The sequence below is a fragment of the Catenulispora sp. EB89 genome (assembly GCF_041261445.1).
Lineage (GTDB): Bacteria > Actinomycetota > Actinomycetes > Streptomycetales > Catenulisporaceae > Catenulispora.
Map to the genome: position 1 here is coordinate 130,748 of NZ_JBGCCU010000009.1, position 19,071 is coordinate 149,818.

Here is a 19,071-nt window from a genome sequence, read left to right on the forward strand (position 1 = left end):
TTGTGCGTAGCGAGAACCCGGCTCCGGCTCCGACCCCCGATCCCGCGATCGACATCGACTCCCTGCTCACGGTCCGCGAGTTCGAAGCCGTGGCCCAGCAGCTGCTCGACCCGGTCTACTACGACTACGTGGCCGGCGGTTCGCGGGACGAGGTCACCGTGCGCGCCAACGAGGAAGGCTTCGCGCGACTCAGCCTTCTGCCACGCGTCCTGCGCGGCAGCGCCGCCCGCGACCTGTCCGTCACCTTGTTCGGGGCGAAGTCCTCGATGCCGGTGCTGATCGCGCCGACCGCGTTCCACCGCCTGGTCTGCGCCGAGGGCGAGATCGCCACGGCCCGCGCCGCCGCCCGCGCCGACACCGTCATGATCGCCAGCATGGCGAGCACCGTCGCGGTCGGGGAGGTGGCCGCCGCCGCGCGGGCCGCCGCCCCCGACGGCGATCCCACGCTCTGGTTCCAGCTGTATCTGCAGCCTGATCTGGACGACACCACCGCGCTGATCGCCCGCGCGACCGCCGCCGGCTGCCGGGCGCTGGTGGTGACGGTCGACTCGCCGGTGCTCGGCGCCAACGAGCGCAACCGGCGCAACCACTTCCACGACCTGCCGCCCGGGATGGCCTGCGAGAACCTGCGCAACCTGCGCGGCGACGAGCCGGGGAACGTGCGGCAGATCGCCATGTCCCCGGAGCTGTCCTGGGACCACATCGGCTGGCTGCGGGAGCACACGAAGCTGCCGGTCCTGCTCAAGGGCGTCCTGCATCCCGAGGACGCGCGGATCGCGGTCGGCCACGGCGTCGACGGCCTGCTGCTGTCCAACCACGGCGGCCGGCAGCTCGACACCGTGCCGGCGACGATCGATCTGCTCCCGGAGTTCGTCGCGGCTGTCGACGGCAGCATCCCGGTGCTGCTGGACGGCGGCGTCCGGCGCGGCACCGACGTCGTCAAGGCGCTGGCGCTCGGGGCTGCGGCGGTCGGCGTCGGGCGGCCGATCGTGTGGGGACTGGCGACTGCGGGCGAGGACGGCGCCACGCGGGTGCTGGAGCTGTTGCGCGAGGAGCTGGACCACACCGTCGCGCTGTGCGGGGCCCGCGGCCTGGCCGATCTCACCCCCGACCTGGTCCGGCCAGCCGCCGGGAGCCGCTGGTGAGCGCCACGGCCTGGAGCTGGACCGCGATCGCGGTGCTGGCCGTGGCGGTGCTGGCGAGCCTGCCGTACTGGCTGCCGGGCATCGTCGTGGCTCTTCGAGTTCGTATATTCGCCCTCATCAATGGGGCCGAGGGGATTCCGGTACCCGGGAACCTGGTCGGCATCGACGATTTCAAGCGCGTCTACGCCGATCCGGCCGCCAACGGCCGCAGTCGGGGAGCGGCGCTGTCGGACCTGTTCTGGTACTGGCTCGCGCCGGGCCCGCAGGTCCACCAGGAGCATCTGGAGCCCGGGCCCCGGTACGACGACGTCGCTCGGACCACGCGTCGTACGATCGCGCGGCTGCGCAAGGACGACTGGGAAGAACTCGTCGCACGCTGTGCGGTCCGTGAGTTCGATCGTGTCGACAGTCCGGCGCGGCCCGGCCGGGGGCGGGGCTCGCGGGCCCGGGTCGTCCGGCTGCGCGACGCGATGATGCCGTTGTGGGCCGCGGTCTACTACGAGGTCGTGTTCGGCGAGCCCTGCCCGCCGGACGCCCGCGACCTGATCGTCGCCAACGCGAACGATGTCGTCAGTGCCCTGAAATGCACGCGGCTGCGGCACATGGGCCGCCGCGACCGGCTCACCCGCTACCTCCAGGCCAGGATCGCCGCCGGCGCCGTGCCCCACGGCCTGCCCGCCGCGCTCACCGAACAGGAGCAGGCGTTCTACCTTCAGGGCACCTACTTCAACACCGCCGTGGTGCAGATGTCCGAGGGCATGGCGCATCTGCTGCTGGCGATCGCCGCGCGCCCGGAGTTGCAGCAGCGGCTGCGGAAGGAGGCGGCGGCCGCAGATCCTCAGAACTCTGCGTTGCTCGACCGGGTGATCGACGAGACCCTGCGCGTCTACCCGCTGTTCGGCGTCGCGCACCGGATCACCTCGGCGCAGATCGCGCTCGGCGAGACGGTGATTCCGGCCGGTTCGGTGCTGCTGTTCAACTATCCGGAGTACCACCACGCCGGTGCACCCGACGCGGCCGAGTTCGAGCCGGACCGCTGGCTGCGCGACCATCTGGAGCAGGTGAACAACATCCCGTTCGGGATCAGCGCCAACCGGCCTTGTCCGGCGCGCGGTATCGCGCCGCTGACCATGCGCGTCGCGGCGGCCGAGGTGCTGCGGCGTTACGCGCTGTCCACGTCCGTCGGGCACACGCGCTCGCTGCCGAACCGTGGGCCCTGCCTGATGACGCCGCTGGATCCGCCGGGTTCGCCGGAAGCGCTGGATCCGGAGCGGCGGGAGCCGCGCCGGCCGGCCGCGCGGCTGGCGTTGCTGCGGGTGCGGGACCGCTGGGAGGACGTCTGGCGCAGCCTCGTCCAGCTGGTGCTCGGCACGTACATGGTCTGGGACGCGCGCCGCCTTCGCTTGTGCCGTAACTACTTCGCCGCCCAGGAGGCCGAGCGATGAGTGCCACTGCCCTGGCTCCCCGCTTCTTCATCGCCGTCGTCGTGATTCTGTTGTTCTGCCGCCTGGTGGCCTGGGGCATCGGCCGGGTCGGGCAGCCGCCGGTGGTCGGCGAGATGGTCGCCGGCGTACTGCTCGGGCCGTCGCTGCTCGGGGCGATCGCGCCGCGTGTGGAGAGCGAGCTGTTCCCGTCCGCGCTGAAACCGGTCCTCTATATCGCCGGCCAGATCGGCCTGGTCGCGTTCATGTTCCAGGCCGGGCACGAGTTCCGGTCGCATCTGGACCGGACCATCGCGCGGGCGGCGGCCGTGGTCTCCGGCGCCGGGATCCTGGCGCCGCTGGCGCTCGGTGCGCTGCTGACGGTCGGGGCGCACGGCCGCGTCGGCATCTTCGTGCACGGCGTCTCGCCGGTGGTGACAGAGTCCTTCGTCGGCGTCGCGCTGGCGATCACCGCGTTCCCGATGCTCGCGCGCATCATCACCGAACGCGGCCTGACCGGGACGCGGTATGGATCGCTGGCGCTGGCCAGCGGTGCGATCGACGACGTGGTCGCGTGGTGTCTGCTGGCGGGCGTGCTCGCCGTGGCTTCCGGCAGGCCGAAGCCGATCGTCGTCGCCGTCGGCGGAATCGTGCTCTTCGCTCTCTTCGTGCTCTACGCGGCCCGGCCGTTGCTGGCCCGGACCCTGCGGCAGGGCGCGTCGGCGACCGAGAGCCAGGTGCTGATCGTGGTCGCGGTGCTGTTCGCGGCGGCGTGGTTCACCGACGAGATCGGGCTGTACTCGGTCTTCGGCGCGTTCTGCGTGGGCATGGCGATGCCGCGCGGGGCGGCCTCGGAGCGTGCGGTCACGACCATCGGCACCAGCAACCGGATCATCTTCCTGCCGATGTTCTTCGTCTACTCCGGCCTCAACACCCGCTTCGGGCTGCTGGGAAACCGGCCGCTGCTGCTGTTCTCGCTGTTCGCGGTCATCGTGGCCGTGGTCGGCAAGTACGGCGCGTGCTGGATCGCCGCCCGGGCCAGCGGGCAGGACCAGGCCACGGCGCTGCGGCTGGGCGCGTTGATGAACGCCAGGGGCCTGATGCAGCTGATCGCGCTGAACGTCGGCCTGCAGGCCGGGATCATCAACAGCGAGCTGTTCACGGCGCTGGTGCTGGTGGCGCTCGTCACGACGCTGATGGCCTCGCCCGCGCTCACGCTGCTGGACCGCGTGCTGCCGATGCCGGTGCGGCCCGGGGCGTCGGAGCCGGAGGCGGAACTGGCCGTCGCGTCCGGGTGACGCTGCTGGAGAAGCCAGGCTGAAGCCAGGCCGAAGCCGGGTCGGCGCCGAGGTGAAGACAGGGGGCTGAGATCAATGTGTGACACAATCCGGTGTCATGGCAGCGGAGAAGCCGCAGAAGCCCAGACTGCTGATCGTCGAGGACGACACCGAGCTCGCCGCGCTGCTCGGCACCCTCATCGAGGGCGAGGGCTACCAGGTGGACACCGCGCACGACGCGCAGCGCGGTCTGCATCTCGGGCTGGCGCACGAGTACCGGGTCATGGTGATCGACCGGCGGCTGCCCGGGATGGACGGGCTGGAGCTGCTGGCCGGGCTGCGGCGGCGCGCGGTGACGTCCCGGGTGCTGATCCTCACGGCGCTCGGGGCGCACGCCGAGCGGGTCCGCGGCCTCGACGGCGGCGCCGACGACTACCTGACCAAGCCGTTCGACATCGACGAGCTGCTGGCCCGGATCCGCGCGCTGGACCGCCGGTTCGCCGACTCCTCGGACCTGCTCCGCCTCGGCGCCGGCTACCTGGACCGGCAGGCGCGCGACGTCGCCCTTCCGGACGGCACCCGGATCCCGCTCTCGCCGCGCGAGTTCGACCTGCTGCACACCCTGGCCGCGCGGCCGCGCGCGATCCACTCGCGCTCGCAGCTGCGGGCCGAGGTGTTCCCGGACACGGCGGCCGAGTCGGTCGTCGACACGTACGTGTACTACCTGCGCCGTAAGCTCGGCCGGCAGATCGTCCGGACGGCCTACGGCCTCGGCTACCGGATAGGCATGCTGTGATGTTCCGACGGTCCGCACCGCCAGCCCCCGAGCGGCGCATGCTTTCGCGCGCTGCTCGGGGGCTGGCGTGCCGGATCGCCGTCGGGTTCCTGCTCGCGTTGGCGCTGCTCGGATTCTGCGCGTACCGCGTGGTGCTGGACGAGCAGCGTACGCAGGCGCGGCACATGATGAGCACGGCGCTGGAGGCCGGGAGCCCGGACGCGGTGACGCCGTGTCTGTGGCTGTTCGAGATCGACGGCGCGACCGTGCGCCATCCGGCGCAGATCCCGGCCGGGTTCCCGCTGCGCTCCGCACTCGCGGCGGCGCGACCCGGCGCGCCCCCGACACAGACGCAGGTCACGGTCGGCCCGACGGTCTACGACGTCCTGACGGTGCGGCAGGGCGGCGTGACCCGGCAGGCCGTGCTCGACACCTGGTACCAGCAGGCCGACCTGGACCACCTGGTACGCGCGCTGCTGCTGGTCGGCCTGCTCGGCGTGGTGCTGGCCACGGTGGTCGGAGTGGTTCTGGGCCGGCGCTCGATCGCCCCGCTCGGCGACGCCCTGGACCGGCAGCGCCGCTTCGTCGCCGACGCCAGCCACGAACTCCGCACCCCGCTGACCCGCCTGCACACCCGCGCACAGATGCTGCTGCGCTCACAACACGGCGAGCCTTCCGCCCACGCCGAGCAGCTGACCGCGGAACTGACGGCGATCGTCCAGTCGGCCGGCGAACTGAACGACGTGGTCGAAGACCTCCTGATGTCAGCCGGCCTGCGCACCGACCCGAACCGCTGCGAGGAGTTCGACCTGGCGACCCTGGCCGCCGAGGTGATCGAGGCCGAGCGCCTGCGTCTGGGCTCGCGCGAGATGGTGCTGAACACGGTCGGCGAACAGCTGACGATCAAAGGCGCCCGCTCCCCGATCCGCCGCATGATCTCGACCCTGATCGACAACGCCATCAGCCACACCGAGCCGCACGGCCGCATCGAGATCGCGCTGCGCCAGGCGGGCCGAGGCATCATCGAACTCGAAGTCACCGACGACGGCACCGGCTTCGACCCGGCGGACCGGGAACGCATCTTCGAGCGCTTCGCCCAGAGCGGCAGCCCGGGACCGCACCACTTCGGCCTCGGTCTGGCGCTGGCGCGCGAGATCGCCACGGATCACGGCGGGACGATCCGCGCCGTGGGGCGGCTGGGGGCGGGGGCGACTTTCACGGTGCGGCTGCCGGGGACGGTATGAAGGGTGGCGGTGGGACGGGCGACAGCCGAGTGCTGATCACGTATCCGCGGCGCCCGTCCTGCGCATCAGCCCGCTGCTATGGCTCGATCACGTCGAAGCCGTTGCCGTGTTGGTAAACGACTGAGATCTTCAGCCCGGTGCAAAAGTTGATCAGGTCCTGGCGCGGCCGGGTGGGGACCAACACGGCAAGGTCCGGCTCCCGCTCCAGGTGCCTCCGGTAGTCAAGCAATTGACCGATAGCCATTCGGATCGCCTCACGGGTGACGCTGCCCTTGGCTTCGACCAAGGTATTCGTGGTGAGGTCATGGATGTCTGTGAACAACGGCCTGGCCTCGTCGGGCGGGTAGATCCGCTTACGTTTCACAGTGTGACCGGCGCGCTCGAGGTGGCCCTTGTAAGCCTGGACGAGTGCAGCCTCGCGTCGTTCGGATTCATAAGGCTCGCGGGACGGGTCCACCGAAGTGTGTTCAGTATTGTGCTGCTCGACGTCAACGTCTTCCACGTTCAACATCGAGGTCGGCGTGTGCGAGACAACGGCACCGGACGGCGGAAGTGCGTCCTTCGTCCGCACCAGCCGAAACATGATCACTTTACGGTCTGGTCCGCCGTTAGTCTCTGGCGCGTCCTTTTCGTAGGTCGGGTCTTCAGGAGCCAGGACGAACTCGCCGCAGTAGAACGCCTGCCCGACCGACACGATCCGGAACAACCGAAGCGCTCGGCCTTCGGCGACGTGGTTGTAGATCGACAGGTTGCCCTGGACCATCCTCTGGTCGCCGGTCTGCCCCTCCCCGGCGTAGTGGAAGTAGCCGTCCTCGCCCCAGCCGTCGAAGTAGCCGTGCTTGTGGTTCTTCGTGGGGTCGGTGAACAGCATCACGTTCGGACTGACACGGGAGGGTGAGATGCCACCCTGGCGGCGACCACCGTAGGTCTCGTGGATCTTGATGCGGCGATAGGTCTTACCAAGCTCTAGTTCCCAAGGAACGCTCATGGGTTCGAACATACATGCCGTCACTCGAATGGCGCAATCGGGTAAGGCCTGTTTAGGATCCGATTGAGACCTAAATGGATTCCAGCGAGGACTCATGTTCTAGCTTGTTCGAGCCCTGGCATGGCGCCAGCGCTGGCCGAACTGTAAAAACACTGATCACGCCCTGGCTCACTGACTCCATCGGAGCTACGGTGCCAAGTGGCCGAAGTTGGCCAGACAACTATTTGTTGGCTATACAACTTCGATCCGTTCATCGGCCACGGATGCCCCGTCAACCTGGCGTCCCCATAGTCGTGGGGCAGCTCCGTGCCCGTGCCACATTCGTCGAACGGAAAGGATCTCGTATGACTCCTCCGTCCCTGCTCCGCACTGCCAGAGGCGGTCGCACCCTCCTGCTCGCCTCCACCGCCGCGGTGGCGCTGCTGGTCGGCGCGCTCTCCGTGAGCGCCGCCCGGCCCGCGCATGCCGCCGCCTCGGCTGCCGGGGTCAAGGCCGCCGCCACCAGCGCCAACCTCCTCGTCGACGCCGGTGCCGAGAGTGCGGCCCAGTGCTCGTCGGACGGTCTCGACGACATGACGATGCCGGGGTGGACCATCGTCTCCGGCGATCCGAACGCCGTCTGCTACGGCGCCTCCGGCTACCCCGATGCCAGTACGCCCGGGTCGCCGAATCGGGGCAACCAGTTCTTTGCCGGCGGGGGGACCGGGAACTCGGATCTGGCGCAGACCGTTGACGTCTCCGCCGCCGCCTCGGCCATCGACGCCGGGGGAGTGCCCTTCGGCCTGTCCGGGTGGCTCGGCGGCTACGCCGGTCAGAACGACCGCGTCGGCATGACCGCCACCTTCCTCAGCGCCTCCGGCTCCGCGCTCGGCTCCGCCGTCATCGCGCCGGTGACCAACAGCGACCGCGGCAACGTCACCGAGTTCCTGCAGCGCAGTGCCAGCGGCACGCTGCCGGCCGGCACCCGCTCCGTCAAGGTGGACCTGGCCTTCACCTGGACCGCCGGGGACACCACCGACGGCTACGCCGACGACCTGTCCCTCACCGTCGGCGCCGGTGTCCCCGCCCCGGCGCTCACCGCCCCGGCGTCCGCGGTGCCGGGCTACGACCACGTCTTCGTGGTCTACATGGAGAACGAGGACTACTCCGGCATCGTCGGCAACACCTCGCAGGCCCCGTACATCAACAGCCTGCTGTCCAAGGGCACCTCGCTGAGCCAGGCCTACGCCACCACGCACCCCTCGGATCCGAACTACGTCGCCCTCGCCGGCGGCGGCCTCTACGGCCTGCACGACAACAGCATCGCCACCACCACGATCAACGCCCCGCACGTCGGCAACAGCGTCGAGGCCGCCGGCAAGACGTGGAAGACCTACGTCGAGAACGAGAACGGCAACTGCGACTACACCTCGCACGGCTACTACGCCCCCGACGACGTGCCGTTCACCTTCTTCCAGAACTTCAAGTCCGACGAGTCCTCCACCGGCTACTGCGCCCAGCACGACCAGCCGCTCACCCAGATGACCGCCGACCTGAAGTCGGCCGCGACCACCCCGAACTTCGTCTGGTTCGAGCCGGACGACTGCGACGACATGGAGTCCTGCGGCGTCACCGCCGGCGACAACTGGCTCAAGGCCACCCTGCCGACCATCTTCAACTCCCCGGCCTGGACCCAGCAGAAGTCCCTGCTGATCCTCACCTGGGACGAGGGCGCCACCAAGGCCTACGGCCCGAGCTACCCCAACCGCGTCCCGACCCTCCTGCTCGGATCGCAGAACACGGTCAAGGCCGGCTACACCAGCGCCCAGCGCACCGACCAGTACGGCCTGCTGCGCACCGTCGACAAGGCCCTCGGCCTGGCCCCGCTGACCAACAACGACGCCTACGCGGCCACCGTCAACGACGCCTGGAGCGGGACCGCCAGCACCGGCCCGACGCTGACGACCACGACGCCGAGCGTGGCGAACGGCTCGTCGGTGACGTTCTCCTACTCCACGCCGCCGGCCACGAACAGCACCAAGAACTGGGTCGGGATCTACAAGCCCGGCGACACGCCCGGCTCGCAGTCCTCGACCGCCTGGCAGTACACCCCCGGCACCAGCGGTAGCGTCACGTTCACCGCGAACTACGGCCCGGGCACGTACAACGTCTACTACTTCAACAACGACGGGTACTCGATCCTGGCAGGCCCGGTGACGCTGACCCTGAGTTAGCGCCACGCCGCCACGTCGGTCCGGGCTCGTTGTCGAGCTCGGACCGACGTGCATCGGGGAAGCTTGGGGCGTGAACGACGACTCCGACCACGCCGACCACGCCAACAACGCCGGCAGCGGTGCCGCGACCAGCGCCGACAGCGCCGCCCCCGCCGGCTACCGCCGCTCCGCCGGCACCCCCCGAGCCCAGGCCCGCCGCGCCGAACTGCTCGCCCTCGTCACCGACGACCTCGCCGAGCACGGCCTCGTCGACTTCTCGCTGCGCCGCGCGGCCAAGGCGGCAGGCACCACCCACAAGGTGCTGCTCTACCACTTCGCCGGCGCCGAAGACCTGCTCCGCGAGTCCGTCGAGCTGCTGCGGGAGCGCCGCCTGGCCTCGTCCCTGGCCGCCGCGTCCGCGCCGGGTAGCGACCAATCCCTGGCCGGCCGGGTCCGCGCGGTCTGGCCGGTGCTGACTGGCACCGGAGAGGGACAGCGTGCGCTGGACCAGGCGCTCGGCCTGGCGATGTACGACCCCGAACGCCACGGCGCGATCGCCGTGGACGCCGCCGGCCACTTCCTGCCGGCGCTGCGCGACATGTGTCCGCCGCAGTGGAGCGACCAGCGCAAGGACGAGATCGCCGAGCTGGTCTTCGCCGCGCTTCGAGGCTTCCTGGTCCAGCGGCGCACCGGAGGTACGGACGGCGGCAGCGGCGGCGAGGCCGGCTTCGAGGCGCTGCTGCGGATGCTGGAGCGCGAGGAGGCCGCCGACTGACGCGCACACGGTGACGCCCGACCTCCTGCCGGTGCACAGTTGCGAACCATGTGGTTCACTTTACCCAGGAGGTGTCACCCATGCACGAGATCGAGCTCTCCGCGGGCGTCATCGAGTACGAAGACCGCGGCGGCCCCGGCGCCCCGGTCGTCTTCCTGCACGGCCTGCTCATGGACGAGACGCTCTGGACCTCCGTCGCCGACGCCCTGGCCCCGGACCACCGCTGCCTCGTCCCCGTCCTCCCTCTGGGCGCGCATCGCCAAGGCATGCACCAGCAGGCCGACCTGTCGCCCCGGGGCATCGCCGCCCTGGTCGCCGAGTTCCTGGACGCCCTCGACCTCCGCGACGTCACCCTCGTCGGCAACGACACCGGCGGCGCGCTGGTCCAGCTGCTGATGGCCGAGGGTCCGCAGGAGCGGATCAGCCGCGTCGTCCTCGTGTCCTGCGACGCGTTCGACAACTTCCCGCCGGGCCTGACCGGCCGCACGCTCTTCCGCACCGGCAAGCTCCCGCCGACGCTGTTCGGGCTGTTCATGCAGCAGATGCGGCTCAAGCCGGTGCGCCGGCTCCCGCTGGCGTTCGGCTGGCTGACCAAGCGCGGCGACGCCGTCGTCAAACGCTGGATGCGGCCGATCTGGCGGCAGCCGGAGATCCGCCGCGACACGGTCCGCGTCCTGCGCGCCGCCGCGAAGGACCCGAACCTGCTCGTCGACGCCGCCGAGAAGCTGGCCCGCTTCGACCGCCCGACGCTGGTCGTGTGGGCACAAGACGACCGGGTGATGCCTCCGGACCACGGCCGTCGCCTCGTCGAACTCCTTCCCGGCGCCCGCCTGGTCGAGATCGAGGAGTGCTACACCCTGATCCCCCTCGACCAGCCGGCCCGGCTCACGACGGAGCTCCGACGCTTCCTGGACGCCACCGTGTCCGATACGCGCTCGGCGTGACCCCGAGCCGGGTCACGAAGTGGCGCCGCAGCGAGTCCGGGCTCCCCAGCCCGCTGCGGTGAGCGACGCCGTCCATCGTCAGATCCGTGGTCTCCAGCAGCTGCCGCGCCAGATCAATACGCTGATGCAGCAGCCATTGCAGAGGGCTGAGTCCGGTCTCGGCGTGGAAGCGGCGGGTGAGTGTTCGTTCGCTGACATTGGCGTGCGCGGCCAGGTCCCCGAGCCCGATCGGCACGTTTAGCCGTGACTGTGCCCACTTCCTCGTATGAGCCAGGGAACGCTCAGCGTTCGATGCCGGCTGGGCCATGCTCGGCTGTGGCTGATCGGCAGGCCGCGCCGGGCCGGCCACGGCAAGACTGCCCGCGACCGCAGCGGCCGCCGCGCCGTGGTCGCTACGGATCAGGTGCAGACACAGCTCGACGACGGCAGCCGCTCCCGCCGAAGTGAGCACCGGCTCGTCGACGACGTACAAGGCGTCGCGCTCGACCGTGATCCGTGGGAAGTCCCGCGCGAGCTGGTCGAGCAGATGCCAGTGCGTGGTGGCGCGGCGTCCGTCGAGCAATCCGGCCCGCGCCAGCACGAAGACACCCGTGCAGGACCCGACGACGCGCCGCCCCGCCGCAGCAGCCTCGCGCAGAACGGTATAGACACGCTCATCGACGTCCGGCCGAGCCGCACCGCCGACGACGAACACGGTGTCCGCGAGCGCCACCTGCTCCAAACCGTCGCGAATCACCAGGTCCGGCCCCATGACCGTGGCGACCAGCCCGGGATCCGGCGTCGTCACCCGCAGCTCGTACGCGCCGCGCCCCGCCCCGGCCGGTCCGGCCTCGGAGAGCACCGCCTGCGCCATCGACAGATCGTGCGCCATGACCGGTGGCACCGCGACGAACACCACCCGATGCAAGGGCTTGGACATGGCCGGATCCTCCGGTTGCTTGGCCGCCGTGGCACTGCTGCGGACCGGGGCCCGGACCGCACAGTGGGAGCAGCGCCCCGGACACGTTCGCGTGTTCCTGCGGGCGATCCCCCTTTCGAAACCGGAGCACAGCCATGCCTTTCCACGTCGTCATCGGCGCCGGCGCCACCGCGCTGGCCACCGCCGACCTGCTCGCCGCAGCCGGCGAACCGGTCCGCCTGATCAGCCGCCGCGGCACGTCGGCAGACCACGAACTCGTCGAGCCCGTCGCCCTGGACGCCACCGACGCCGAGCCGCTGGCCGAGATCTGCCAGGGCGCCGCTACCGTCTTCAACTGCGCCGTGCCGGCCTACAACGACTGGCCGCAGACCGTCCCGCCGCTGTTCCGGGCGATCCTCGGCGCGGCCGAGCGCGGCGGCGCGCGCTACGTGATGCTCGGCAACCTCTACGCCTACGGACCGGTCACCGGCCCCGTCACCGAAGACCTGCCGCTGCTCGCCACCGGCCCGAAGGGGCGTGTCAGGGCCCAGATGTGGCAGGAAGCCCTGGCGGCGCACGAGGCCGGCCGCGTGCGGGCCACCGAGATACGGGCCGGACAGTTCCTCGGCCCGGGCGCCTTCTCTTCCTTCACCTTCACCGTCACGCCGAACGTCCTCGCCGGACAGCTCGTCCTGACTCCCGCCGCGATCGACACGTCGACCGGCTACACCTCGATCCAGGACGCGGCCCGGGCCCTGGTCACGCTCGCGCGCGAGGACGACGCCTTCGGCCACGCCTGGCACGCCCCGGCCACCAACGCGACCGTGCGCGAGGTCGCGACCGTCCTGGCGAAGCAGGCCGGAGCACCCGCGCCGCGCCTGGAGACGCTGACCGAACGCGACATCGCCCTGCTGTCCCTGACCTCGCCGATCTGGGCCGAGTTCGAGGAGACCTCGCACATGTCGCACCACGACTTCCTCGTCGACTCCAGCCGGATCCGCGAGCGGTTCGGGCTGACCCCGACCCCGCTGGAGGAGGTGCTGGCCTGACGGAGCGGGGCCCGGCGAACCCCTCCGCCGGGCCCCGCCCGAGTTCCGTAACCGCGCGCGGCCGCGCGCCGATCTCCGTGCATAAGCCCTGGTGAAAGCCCCATCGACGCTGATTCACGCACTTGAGCCGGGCATTGACAGCCTGTCGTCACAGGTGTTTCATCCGGGTTACCGCACTGTTTGTTGATGCCGATAACAAACGTGCCCACGGCGATCAAGCCGCCGTTCCACGGCAGCGCTCTCCCTCAGCGCGCCGACTCAGCTCGTCGCACAGCTGTCGCATGCCTGGGAGGCACCATGTCGAGCACTGCAAGACCCCGGCTCCGCCGGGCCCGCGTCACGCTTTCGCTGGCCGCGCTGGCCGCGTCCGCCATCGCGACCTACTCCGCGGCGCCGGGCGTGCGGGCCGCGCCGGTCGCGGCGGCCGCGTCCACGGCGTGTCCGTGGGTGGGGTCGAGCGCGCCGATCCCGCAACGCGTGAGCCAACTCCTGGCGCACATGACGCTGGATCAGAAGGTTCAGCTGATGACCGGATCCGGCGGTTCGAGTTACGTCGGCTTCACGCCGTCGATCGGCGCGCTGTGCATCCCGGCGATGAACCTGGAGGACGGCCCGGCCGGCGTCGCCGACGGCATGAACAACGTCACCCAGCTCCCCGCGCCGGTGGACGTCGCAGCCACCTTCGACACCTCCGCCGAGCAGAGTTTCGGACAGACCATCGGCGCCGAGGAGGCGGCCAAGGGCTCCACGGTGGACCTGGGCCCGACCATCAACATCGTCCGCGATCCGCGCTGGGGCCGGGCCTTCGAGTCCGTCGGCGAGGACCCCTATCTCAATGGCCAGATGGGTGCGGCCGACATCCGCGGCGTGCAGTCCACCGGGACGATGGCGCAGGTCAAACACCTGGCCGCGTACAACCAGGAGACCAACCGCAACACCCCGTCGGACAACGTGATCGCCAGCAACCAGACGTTGCAGGAGATCTACCTTCCGGCGTTCCAGACCTCGGTGCAGCAGGGTGCTGCGTCCTCCGTGATGTGCTCCTACAGCACCATCAACGGCACCTACGCGTGTGAGAACCCCGGCATCCTGAACACGGACCTGCGCCAGCAGTTCGGCTTCAGCGGCTTCGTCACCTCCGACTGGGGCGCGACGCACTCCGGCGCGGCGTCGGTGAACGCGGGCCTGGACCAGGACATGCCCGGCGACAACACGTACTTCGGCAGCTCCCTGATATCCGCGGTCAACTCCGGCCAGGTCGCGCAGTCCGCGATCGACACGTCGGTCTCCCGCATCCTCACCGAGGAATTCGCCTTCGGACTGTTCGACAGGCCGCCCGGGGGTTCACCGGCCGCGACCGCGACCAGTTCCGCGAACCAGGCGACCGGGGAGCACCTGGCCGAGCAGGGCACGGTGCTGTTGAAGAACTCTGGCAACGTGCTGCCGTTCGGCTCCGGGGACAGCTCGATCGCCGTCATCGGCGCCGACGCCTCGACCAGCGTGCAGAGCGCCGGCGGCGGCAGCGCGTCGGTCAACTCCAGTGGCACGGTCACTCCGCTTCAGGGGATCACCAGCGCCGCGCCCGCGGGGACGACCGTGAACTACAACGACGGCAGCAACAGCGGTTCGGCCGCTTCGCTGGCCGCGAGCTCCAGCGTCGCAGTGGTCTTCGTCAGCACCTCCGAGTCCGAGGGCAGCGACCTGTCGGGCATCGACCTGTCGGGTGCGAACAACTCGCTGATCTCGGCGGTCGCGAACGCGAACCCGAACACGATCGTGGTCCTGAACACCGGCTCGGCGGTCACCATGCCGTGGCTGTCCTCGGTCAAGGGCGTGCTGGAGGCCTGGTACCCGGGTCAGAGTGACGGCACCGCGATCGCGAACATCCTGTTCGGCGCGACCAACCCCTCCGGCCACCTGCCGGTGACGTTCCCGACCTCGCTGTCGCAGGTTCCTGCGAACACCAGCGCGCAGTGGCCGGGCGTCAACGGCCAGGTGCAGTACTCCGAGGGCGTCGACGTCGGCTACCGCTGGTACGACAGCAAGGGCCTGACGCCGTTGTTCCCGTTCGGATACGGCCTGTCGTACACCAGCTTCTCGTTCTCGAACCTGCACATCAGCTCCCTGCCACAGGGTGGCGCGGCGACCGTGACGGCGACGGTGACCAACACCGGTTCGCGCGCCGGGGCCGACGTCGCGCAGCTGTACGTGAGCGACCCGGCCGCCTCCGGCCAGCCGCCGCGCCAGCTGGAGGGTTTCGCGCGGGTGAACCTGCAGCCGGGCCAGAGCCAGACGGTCTCCTTCCCGGTGACCGAGCAGAACCTGCGCTACTGGAACGCGAGCACGAACGCCTGGGCCACCAGCACGGGCAACTACGGCATCTCCGTCGGTGACGCCGACTCCGCCAGTGCTCTGACACTGTCCGGCACGCTGTCGGTCGCCGCCAACCAGCTCGGCCAGCCGGTAAGCGTCACCAGCCCCGGGCCGCAGGAGGGCGAGGCCGGGACGGCCGTGTCGGTGCAGGTCGCCGCGAGCGACTCCACCGCCGGCCAGACTCCGGCGTTCACCGCGACCGGGCTGCCGGCCGGCGTGTCGATCTCCTCCTCGGGACAGATCACCGGCACGCCGACCACGGCCGGGACGAGCACGGTCAGCGTCACCGCCACCGACGGCAACGGGGCTCAGGCCACGACGTCGTTCGTGTGGACCGTCACGCCTTCGACGGCCGGTGTCCCGACGACGCCGCTGGTGGGGTACCAGGGGCTGTGCCTGGACGTGTCCTCGGCGAACAACGCCGACGGCACGGCGGTGCAGGTGTACACCTGCAACGGGACCAACTCGCAGCAGTGGACCGAGGAGGCCGACGGGACGGTGCACTCGCTCGGCAAGTGCCTGGACGTCGCCGCCGGCGGCACCGCGAACGGCACGGCCGTGGACCTGTACACGTGCAACAGCAGCGGTGCCCAGCAGTGGCAGCCGCAGTCCGACGGCACGTTGCGCAACCCGGCGTCCGGGCGTTGCCTGGACGACACCGGGTCCGGGTTGTCCGGGACGAAGGCCGAGATCTACGACTGCTCCGGCGCGGCGAACCAGGTGTGGAAGTCCCCGGCGGGGTCGTCCACGGGGACCGGGTCCGGGCAGATCACCGGGTACCAGGGGCTGTGTGTGGACGTGCGGAGCGCCAGTAACGCCGACGGCACGCCGGTGCAGGTGTACACGTGCAACGGGACCAACGCTCAGCAGTGGACCGTGGAGGCCAACGGGACGCTTCAGGCGTTGGGCAAGTGCCTGGACGTGGCCGCCGCCGGTACGGCGAACGGTACGCACGTGCAGCTCTACACCTGCAACAACACCGTCGCGCAGGTGTGGCAGGCGCAGAGCAACGGCGAGCTGGTGAACCCGCACTCCGGCCGGTGCCTGGACGACACCGGGTCCGGCGGCTCCGGCACGCAGTTGCAGATCTGGGACTGCGGGGGCGGCGCGAACCAGAAATGGGTACTGCCGTGATGTCGTAGGCAGCCGATTCTGGCCGGCCCGTGCCTCGCTGTTCAGGGGCGCGGGCCGGCTTGTGTGCTTTGTATGAGCGGGCAACAAGCGTCGCTGCCGCTTCCACTCCCTCCTAAGGAGGAGGTTTCCGGCCGTCCGCCGCCGGATTCCACCTTCCGGACGAGGTGGGGCCGGTCGCCGTCTCCCTACCGTCGAGGTCATGAGCTGCAGGAGGGCCTCATGATCGAGGCGACGGCATTGACCAAGCGCTACGGCGACAAGACCGCGGTGGACGGCATCGACTTCCAGGTACGGCCCGGGCTGGTGACCGGATTCCTCGGCCCGAACGGGGCCGGCAAGTCGACCACCATGCGGATGATCCTCGGGCTGGACCTGCCCACGGCCGGGAGCGTCACCATCGACGGCCGCGACTACCGGGGCAAGGTGTGGCCGCTGCACGACGTCGGGGCGCTGCTGGACGCGCGTGCGGTGCACCCGGGGCGCTCGGCGTACAACCACCTGCACAGCCTGGCCGCCGCCAACGGCATCAGCCGCGGGCGCGTGGACGAGGTGCTGGAGGAGGTCGGGCTGACGTCGGTGGCGCGCAAGCGGGTCGGCGGCTTCTCCCTCGGCATGGCACAACGGCTGGGCATCGCCGCCGCGCTGCTCGGCGACCCGGGCACGCTGCTGTTCGACGAGCCGGTCAACGGCCTGGACCCGGACGGCATCCTGTGGATCCGGACCCTGATGCGCTCGCTGGCCGCCGAGGGCCGCACCGTGCTGGTGTCCAGCCACCTGATGAGCGAGATGGCGCTGACCGCCGACCACCTGCTGGTGATCGGCCGCGGCCGGCTGCTGGCGGACACACCGCTGTCGGAACTGATCGCCCGCCACTCCGCCGAACGCGTCGAGGTCCGCGCCGCCGACCCCCGCCGCCTGACCGCGGACCTGCGCGCGGTCGGCGCGAAGGTCACGATCGAGCCCGACGGCACGCTCGCGGTCTCCGGCCTCGGCTCGGTCGGCATCGGGGAACTGGCCGCGGCGCGTGGGCACGTGCTGCATCAGCTGCATGATGTGACGGCTTCGCTGGAGGAGGCTTACTTCCGGCTCACCGGCGAGAGTGTCGAGTATCGGGTGCCGGGGCCGGCGACGGCGATGGCGGAAGCGGTGTCGGCATGAATGCGCGCATCAGCACAGCCGCACTGGGTCGCAACTCCGGTCGCAACTCCGGTCGCAACTCCGGTCGCAACTCTGGTAGGTCCGGCGGGCCGGCGCCAGATGCCATCTCCACCACCGTTGCGACCCCCGCCGCCACCAGACTCCGCGCCACCGCCGACAGCGAGTGGATCAAGTTCCGCTCCGTCCGCTCCGGCCCCGCCGTCCTGATCGCGACCCTCCTCGCCATGCTCCTCGGCGCCTGGCTGGTCGGCATCGGCTACCGCAGCGGCTACACCGCCGCCGACCGCGCGTCCTTCGACCCCGGCGACGTCACCCTGCGCGGCATCGTCGTCGCGCAGCTCTTGGTCGGCGCGCTCGGCGTCATCACCGTGACCGGGGAGTACACCAGCGGCCTGATCCGCGGCACGTTCATCGCCACCCCGCAGCGGCGGCAGGTGCTGGCGATGAAGGCGCTGATCTTCGGCGGCGTCGTCTGGGTCTGGTGCACCGTGTTGTCCTTCGGCGCGTTCCTCGTCGGCCGGGCGTTCCTCACCGCGCCGGTGCCGCGCGTCGGGCTCGGCGATCCCGGTGTGCTCACGGCCGTTTTCGGCGGCGGCCTCTATCTCACCGGCATCGGCCTGTTCGGCCTGTTCCTCGGCGTGCTGCTGCGCCGCACCGCCGCCTCGCTCGCCGCGCTGGTCGGCGTCATGATGGTGCTGCCGGTGATCCTGGCCCTGCTTCCGGGCAAGACCGGCGAGCTCATCAGCGAGTTCTCGCCGGCCGGGGCCGGCTTCCAGATCTGGCACCTCGACCACGGCGGCCACAACCTCGGCGCCTGGCCGGGCTTCGCCCTCTTCGCCGCCTACGTCGCGGCCACCGCCACGGCGGCGTTCGTCACGATCCGAAGGAGGGACGTCTGATGAGCCCCGCCCGCCGAGCCCAGGCCGTGCTCGCCAGCGAGTGGATCAAGCTCCGCTCGCTCCGGTCGCTGCCGGTCACGCTGCTGGTCGCAGCCGTGTTCTGCATCACCCTGGCCGCCCTGGTCTGCTCCAACTACGCCACGCACTGGAACGACGTCAGCGCCTCCGACCGAGCCACCTTCGACCCGCTCACCGTCAACTTCGGCTTCCTGCGGATCGGCGTGCTCTTCTTCGGCGTCCTCGGCGCCCTGGTCGTCACCAGCGAGTACGGCAACGGCCTGATCCGCACCACCTTCGCCGCCACCCCGCAACGCGTCCTCGTCCTCGCCGCCAAGGCCGTGCTGCTAGGAGCGCTCGCGCTGGCCGCGTCGGCAGTGGTCTGCCTCGCCGCGTTCTTCGTCGGACAAGGCCTGCTCAGCGGGCACGTGCCGACGGTGCACATCGGCGACCCCGGCGTGCTCGGGCACGTCCTGGGCGCGGTGGCGTACCTGACCGGCACCGGCCTGTGCGGCGTCTTCCTCGGCGCCCTGGCCCGAAGCACCGCCGTGGCGATGACCAGCGTCTTCGCCCTCTTCCTGATGCTGCCGGTGATGGTCGACCAGCTGCCGCACACCGGGCTGTGGCGGCACACCGTGCCCTACCTGCCGTCCAACGTCGGCGAGTCCATGTGGCACGCGCACACCGCCGACCTGGTCACCGCGGGCCCGGCCTGGGCCCTGCTCGCCGTCTGGGTCGTCGGCCTCGGGACGCTCGCGGCGCTGGTGCTGCGGCGCCGCGACGCCTGACGGGCCGGCCGGGA

Annotated in this window: 15 protein-coding genes; 13 read left to right on the forward strand and 2 right to left on the reverse strand. The window is 70.6% G+C overall.

Translation table 11 applies throughout. From position 1 onward, the window contains the following. The first annotated feature begins 62 nt into the window (after positions 1 to 62). The 5 genes from ABH920_RS21040 to ABH920_RS21060 all read left to right on the forward strand — a co-directional run bounded on the left by ABH920_RS21040 (position 63) and on the right by ABH920_RS21060 (position 5,862). Complete coding sequence (locus tag ABH920_RS21040) at positions 63 to 1,145, forward strand: alpha-hydroxy acid oxidase (RefSeq protein ID WP_370350975.1); 1,083 nt, start codon at positions 63 to 65, stop codon at positions 1,143 to 1,145. Further along, entirely contained in the window at positions 1,142 to 2,590 is a 1,449-nt protein-coding gene (locus ABH920_RS21045; RefSeq protein WP_370350753.1) for a cytochrome P450, read from the forward strand. The genes ABH920_RS21040 and ABH920_RS21045 overlap by 4 nt, the downstream gene beginning before the upstream one ends. Then, positions 2,587 to 3,864, forward strand: coding sequence for a cation:proton antiporter (locus tag ABH920_RS21050; RefSeq protein WP_370350754.1), 1,278 nt, complete (start codon positions 2,587 to 2,589; stop codon positions 3,862 to 3,864). Before ABH920_RS21045 ends, ABH920_RS21050 begins: the two co-directional genes overlap by 4 nt. Before the next feature lie 97 nt (positions 3,865 to 3,961). Continuing rightward, positions 3,962 to 4,639, forward strand: a complete 678-nt coding sequence (locus ABH920_RS21055; protein ID WP_370350756.1) for a response regulator transcription factor — start codon at positions 3,962 to 3,964, stop codon at positions 4,637 to 4,639. Positions 4,640 to 4,677: 38 nt separating this feature from the next. Then, positions 4,678 to 5,862: a sensor histidine kinase gene (locus ABH920_RS21060; RefSeq protein WP_370350757.1), complete on the forward strand. Its 1,185-nt coding sequence runs from the start codon at positions 4,678 to 4,680 to the stop codon at positions 5,860 to 5,862. 76 nt (positions 5,863 to 5,938) lie between these two features. On the opposite strand, the gene ABH920_RS21065 is transcribed toward ABH920_RS21060, so the two are convergent. After that, positions 5,939 to 6,850: a restriction endonuclease gene (locus ABH920_RS21065; protein WP_370350758.1), complete on the reverse strand. Its 912-nt coding sequence runs from the start codon at positions 6,848 to 6,850 to the stop codon at positions 5,939 to 5,941. 344 nt (positions 6,851 to 7,194) lie between these two features. On the opposite strand from ABH920_RS21065, the gene ABH920_RS21070 reads away from it, so the two are divergent. The 3 genes from ABH920_RS21070 to ABH920_RS21080 all read left to right on the forward strand — a co-directional run bounded on the left by ABH920_RS21070 (position 7,195) and on the right by ABH920_RS21080 (position 10,761). Continuing rightward, positions 7,195 to 9,063: an alkaline phosphatase family protein gene (locus ABH920_RS21070; protein WP_370350759.1), complete on the forward strand. Its 1,869-nt coding sequence runs from the start codon at positions 7,195 to 7,197 to the stop codon at positions 9,061 to 9,063. A 70-nt stretch (positions 9,064 to 9,133) separates the two neighbouring features. Beyond that, a complete protein-coding gene (locus ABH920_RS21075) occupies positions 9,134 to 9,817 on the forward strand; it encodes a TetR/AcrR family transcriptional regulator (RefSeq protein WP_370350760.1) in 684 nt (227 codons plus the stop codon). An 80-nt stretch (positions 9,818 to 9,897) separates the two neighbouring features. Continuing rightward, positions 9,898 to 10,761 (forward strand): alpha/beta fold hydrolase, encoded by an 864-nt coding sequence (locus ABH920_RS21080; protein ID WP_370350761.1) that lies wholly within the window; start codon positions 9,898 to 9,900, stop codon positions 10,759 to 10,761. Here the strand turns inward: ABH920_RS21080 and ABH920_RS21085 are convergent. Further along, positions 10,703 to 11,680 (reverse strand): GlxA family transcriptional regulator, encoded by a 978-nt coding sequence (locus ABH920_RS21085; RefSeq protein WP_370350762.1) that lies wholly within the window; start codon positions 11,678 to 11,680, stop codon positions 10,703 to 10,705. The two genes, ABH920_RS21080 and ABH920_RS21085, sit on opposite strands and share 59 nt — an antisense overlap. A 134-nt stretch (positions 11,681 to 11,814) precedes the next feature. On the opposite strand from ABH920_RS21085, the gene ABH920_RS21090 reads away from it, so the two are divergent. The 5 genes from ABH920_RS21090 to ABH920_RS21110 all read left to right on the forward strand — a co-directional run bounded on the left by ABH920_RS21090 (position 11,815) and on the right by ABH920_RS21110 (position 19,057). Beyond that, positions 11,815 to 12,708 carry an NAD-dependent epimerase/dehydratase family protein gene (locus ABH920_RS21090; RefSeq protein WP_370350763.1) on the forward strand — a complete coding sequence of 298 codons (894 nt, stop codon included), beginning with the start codon at positions 11,815 to 11,817 and terminating at the stop codon, positions 12,706 to 12,708. 297 nt (positions 12,709 to 13,005) lie between these two features. After that, positions 13,006 to 16,215 carry a glycoside hydrolase family 3 C-terminal domain-containing protein gene (locus tag ABH920_RS21095; protein ID WP_370350764.1) on the forward strand — a complete coding sequence of 1,070 codons (3,210 nt, stop codon included), beginning with the start codon at positions 13,006 to 13,008 and terminating at the stop codon, positions 16,213 to 16,215. Positions 16,216 to 16,434: 219 nt separating this feature from the next. After that, positions 16,435 to 17,373, forward strand: a complete 939-nt coding sequence (locus ABH920_RS21100) for an ABC transporter ATP-binding protein (RefSeq protein WP_370350765.1) — start codon at positions 16,435 to 16,437, stop codon at positions 17,371 to 17,373. After that, positions 17,370 to 18,272 carry an ABC transporter permease gene (locus ABH920_RS21105; RefSeq protein ID WP_370350766.1) on the forward strand — a complete coding sequence of 301 codons (903 nt, stop codon included), beginning with the start codon at positions 17,370 to 17,372 and terminating at the stop codon, positions 18,270 to 18,272. The genes ABH920_RS21100 and ABH920_RS21105 overlap by 4 nt, the downstream gene beginning before the upstream one ends. Continuing rightward, positions 18,272 to 19,057 (forward strand): ABC transporter permease, encoded by a 786-nt coding sequence (locus tag ABH920_RS21110; protein WP_370350767.1) that lies wholly within the window; start codon positions 18,272 to 18,274, stop codon positions 19,055 to 19,057. Before ABH920_RS21105 ends, ABH920_RS21110 begins: the two co-directional genes overlap by 1 nt. The last annotated feature ends 14 nt before the right edge of the window (positions 19,058 to 19,071 follow it).